The sequence below is a fragment of the Tunicatimonas sp. genome, from assembly GCF_049647865.1.
In the GTDB taxonomy this organism is placed as follows: domain Bacteria; phylum Bacteroidota; class Bacteroidia; order Cytophagales; family Cyclobacteriaceae; genus Tunicatimonas.
In genome coordinates this window covers 1-4,143 of sequence record NZ_JBARYM010000582.1, presented here as the reverse complement: position 1 = coordinate 4,143, position 4,143 = coordinate 1, and the positions used below count along the sequence as shown (strand labels likewise).

Here is a 4,143-nt window from a genome sequence, read left to right as displayed (position 1 = left end):
ACCTAGAGCTGAAAATTCAAGAAATGAAGTATAAATATGATCAATAGCTATAGTAAATGTTTTCTGTCCGAATAGTGTTACGATGATCTAACAGATTTTCTATTTTTGCGGAAGTATGCTAGCAATTAATAATTTATCATATCATATCGGAGGACGGGCACTATACGACGGGGCCAATTTACACATTAAACCGAAAGACAAGATCGGGCTGATCGGCCTAAACGGGACGGGCAAATCTACCTTGTTGCGTTTAATTGATGGTGAATACCAGCCCGACGGGGGAGAAATTACCAAAGCCAACGACTGCACGGTAGGATTTCTCAACCAAGACTTACTGTCGTTTCAGTCAGATGATAGTATTCTGAACGTAGCGATGCAGGCATTTGAAGAGGCCCTGGCAATTGAGCATAAAATAGAACGAGTGCTCAAGAAGATGGAAACTGACTACGAAGATAAGTTAGTTACGCAGCTAACTCGTTTGCAGGAGCAGTTTGAAATACTAGAAGGTTACACTCTGCAGGCCCGGGCCGAAGAAATTTTGGAAGGAATTGGCTTTAGCACGGATGATCTGAAGCGTCCGTTGCGGGAGTTTTCCGGAGGGTGGCGCATGCGGGTAATGCTTGCCAAGCTACTACTGGAGAAACCCTCGCTACTGATGCTGGATGAGCCGACCAACCACCTGGATTTACCGTCTATCCAGTGGGTGGAAAATTACCTTAGCTCCTACGAAGGGGCGTTTATCATCGTCTCGCACGATCAGCAGTTTTTGGATAGCACCGTTGAAACAACCGTAGAAGTAGCCAACGGGCTGTTAACAACCTATGCCGGAAATTACTCATTTTACTTAGAGGAACGAGAGCTACGTCGAGAGATTCAGAAGAACGCCTTTGAGAACCAGCAGCAGAAGATTAAACAAACCGAGCGCTTCATCGAGCGTTTTCGATCCAAATCTACCAAGGCCCGACAAGTTCAGTCTCGGGTGAAAATGCTCGACCGCATGGATAAGGTAGATAACGTGATAGATGAAAATGCGGCGGTTAATTTTAAGTTTACCTTTCAGCGACCTTCGGGACGACAAGTAATTGCTATTAAGGATGCTACTAAGCACTACGGCGATCTAACAATTCTCCAGAACAGTCAGTGCGCTATCGAGCGAGGTGATAAGATTGCCCTGATCGGAGCGAACGGCAAGGGAAAATCTACATTACTGCGAATGGTGGCTGGAACCGAAGAATTTGTGGGCGAGCGGGATTGGGGTTACAATGTAGAAATGGCTTTTTATGCACAGCATCAGTTAGAAGCTCTCACACTAGAGAATGAAATTTTAGAAGAACTCAAGCAAGCAGGAAGTGAAAAAACCGAACAGGAGCTTCGGAATGTGCTAGGTTGCTTTTTGTTTCTGGACGAAGATGTGTTTAAAAAGGTAAAAGTGCTCTCGGGAGGCGAAAAATCGCGAGTCGCTCTGGCTCGCACCTTAATTAGCGAATCCAACTTTCTGCTACTGGATGAGCCCACCAACCATTTGGATATTCAGTCAGTCAATATTTTGGTACAAGCACTACAGCAGTACCAAGGCACATTTCTGATTGTATCGCATGACCGCCACTTCATTTCGCGAGTAGCGAATAAGATCTGGTATATTGAGGAGAGAGAGGTGAAGGAGTACCCTGGCACTTACCAGGAATACAGCTACTGGCAATCGCAGCGCGAGGCGAACCAACCTGCCGTTCAGGAAAAGAAGCCGCCCGCCCCCAAACCCAAACCGACTCACCGTCCTTCTGATGCTCATCGTGAGCTTGAGCGAAATTTGAAAAAGCTACAACGAGAGTTAGAAACTGTTGAAACTACGATCTCTGAACTAGAAAAAGATAAAAAACCCATTGAGCAGCAGTTGGCAAACCCCGCCGTGTTTAGCGATGTAAATCGTCTAACCGAAGAAACTGAGAAGTTTAAGCAACTAGATTCCAAACTAACCGAGGCGAACCAACAGTGGGAAGATCTGGCCCTAAAAATTGAAGAGATAGAAACCAAGCTAAACAACGATTAGCCTTAGTATGCGTTACTCAGACATGATTCGCTATGTACCTCAGATTTTCATTGGTATTATTTTTCTCATAGTATCTATTCTACCTGCTTGTGTACCAATAGCTTCTACCGGAAGCTCTACTGCCAGCGGCACCGCTACCTCATCATCTAATGAAATATTCTACGATCAAACCTTTCGTCCGAATGTTCGGTCGATTCGGTTGCTTATGCCCGAGGGGGTTCTGTGGTCGTCAGCCCTGCGTATTGGTGATCCTACTCCGGTGATATTAGCTTTTGACATTCTAGAAATAGATGGTGCAGTTAGTACCGATTATAGAGCGAAGCTTATCCACTGTAATGCTGACTGGCGCAAGTCTACTCTATCTAATATAGATTTCCTTTACGAGTATAATGAGTTTCCCATTACGAACGAGGCCTTTTCCTATAATACCAAGGTGCCTTATACGCAGTACCGTGTGCCCGTTCCTCGAGTAAAACTGCCGGGTAACTATATCATTTCGGTTTACGAAGATGCTAATGAAGCGAATATGGTATTTACCAAACGGTTGATGGTGTACGACCAATTAGTGGGAGTAAGTGCAGAGATAACTCGCTCTAATGGAGCTACTGAGCGGGTAACCAGCCACCAAATTGAGTTTTTCGTAGATTATGGTAGTGTAAACATACCCAATCCTTTGGAAGATATTTACGTAGTAATTCGGCAGAATGATCGCTGGTTTAATGCCATAGAAGGACTAGAGCCTACTTTCGTTCGTCAAGAGCGGCAGCAGCTAGAGTACCAACACTTTGATTTACAGAATAACTTTTACGCCGGTAATGAGTATCGCTTCTTCGATCTACGAACGCTGAATGCGCTGGGGCAAAATGTAGGCGATATTCGTCGCGAACAGGTTCCGGTAGAAGCCTTCTTGCTGCCTGATCGTAATCGAAGTAGAGAATTTTATAGCCAGTACGAAGACTTGAATGGCGCGTATGTAGTAGGGAATCTTGATATCCGGGGCGATGAGTTGAGTGCCGATTACGTGCAAACCCAATTTCTACTGGAGGCCGATCAAGCAGTTTCGGGCGAAGTGTATGTGGTAGGGGCCTTCAACAATCGGGAACTTACGCCGGAAAATCGTATGGTTTATGATCCGATTTTGAAAAGCTATACTGCCGATTTACTGCTAAAACAAGGTTTTTATAACTATCAGTACTATGTATCTAACAACCAACCTGGTAATCCCTATGGGTTTGAAGGAAGTTACTTTGAAGTAGAAAATGAATACGATATTTTGGTGTATACTCGCCCGATTGGTACCCGAGGCGACATTTTGGCTGGTTACACCCGCGTATCTTCCCAGCTAGGTGGACGCTGAATACTAACGGCCTGACGATTGGGCAAGAGAAGTATCAAACTCATACTTCTGCGTTTTTTTACCCGGATCAGCTCCGGCAATGTCCAGCATACCAAACCCCTTATGCGTATATAAGCCTAATCCGTTGGTGGTAATGAACTTTTGTACTTCCGGGGCTGCGTACAGCACAAAGGGAAAAGTGTATCCGCGCACTTCGTACTTTACGTCTTGATCGTAAAGGGGATAAATACGAGCAAACTTTTTCTGCTGCTATTGAATACGGGTCAGATAGTCTTTATCCGGCACTAACTGAAACTTATAAAATTGCTCCAACTCTTCCGGCACGAACTGCCCCGAATTCTCCATTCGGATCATTAAAGACTCATATAGTAAGTCAGAAAAAGTATCAGTAGTAGGAAGAATAAACCGTTTACCCCGATCATCGTTGAAAGATGGTTTTACCAATACCAGGGGAGAAATGCAGACAAACTTCATTACATCTCCCAACTCTGCGTCCCCTTCTACCTCCACACTTTCTGGAATCAACATCATGCTTCCTACATCAATCTGCGGAAAGGAAAATAAGTGCTTTAGAAAATAGTCAATGAGTTCTCGGTCGGTAGCTGAAAACACCAATGTTACTCGGCTAGAATAGAAGTGTAGGCCATTGCGACTAATCTTCGTCTGACCTTTCAGCCCCGAAAAATTATAGACGTTAGTGTTAATAAAGCGCTCTTCTCCGCCCCGCACCATAATACCC

The 4,143-nt window shown here is 44.7% G+C and carries 4 protein-coding genes; 2 read left to right on the top strand and 2 right to left on the bottom strand.

Annotation, left to right across the window (positions count from 1 at the left end; all coding sequences use genetic code 11):
- Positions 1-115 precede the first annotated feature (115 nt).
- Together WBA23_RS17245 and WBA23_RS17240 are read left to right on the top strand one after the other, a co-directional pair.
- Positions 116-2,047 (top strand): ABC-F family ATP-binding cassette domain-containing protein, encoded by a 1,932-nt coding sequence (locus WBA23_RS17245; protein ID WP_424583528.1) that lies wholly within the window; start codon positions 116-118, stop codon positions 2,045-2,047.
- 7 nt (positions 2,048-2,054) lie between these two features.
- A complete protein-coding gene (locus tag WBA23_RS17240; protein WP_424583527.1) occupies positions 2,055-3,404 on the top strand; it encodes a DUF5103 domain-containing protein in 1,350 nt (449 codons plus the stop codon).
- A 3-nt stretch (positions 3,405-3,407) separates the two neighbouring features.
- Here WBA23_RS17240 and WBA23_RS17235 read toward each other — a convergent pair whose 3' ends face one another.
- Together WBA23_RS17235 and WBA23_RS17230 are read right to left on the bottom strand one after the other, a co-directional pair.
- A complete protein-coding gene (locus tag WBA23_RS17235; RefSeq protein ID WP_424583529.1) occupies positions 3,408-3,632 on the bottom strand; it encodes a CRISPR-associated endoribonuclease Cas6 in 225 nt (74 codons plus the stop codon).
- Between the two features lie 21 nt (positions 3,633-3,653).
- On the bottom strand, positions 3,654-4,143 hold a 490-nt coding region (locus WBA23_RS17230), incomplete at its 5' end, for a CRISPR-associated endoribonuclease Cas6 (RefSeq protein WP_424583526.1).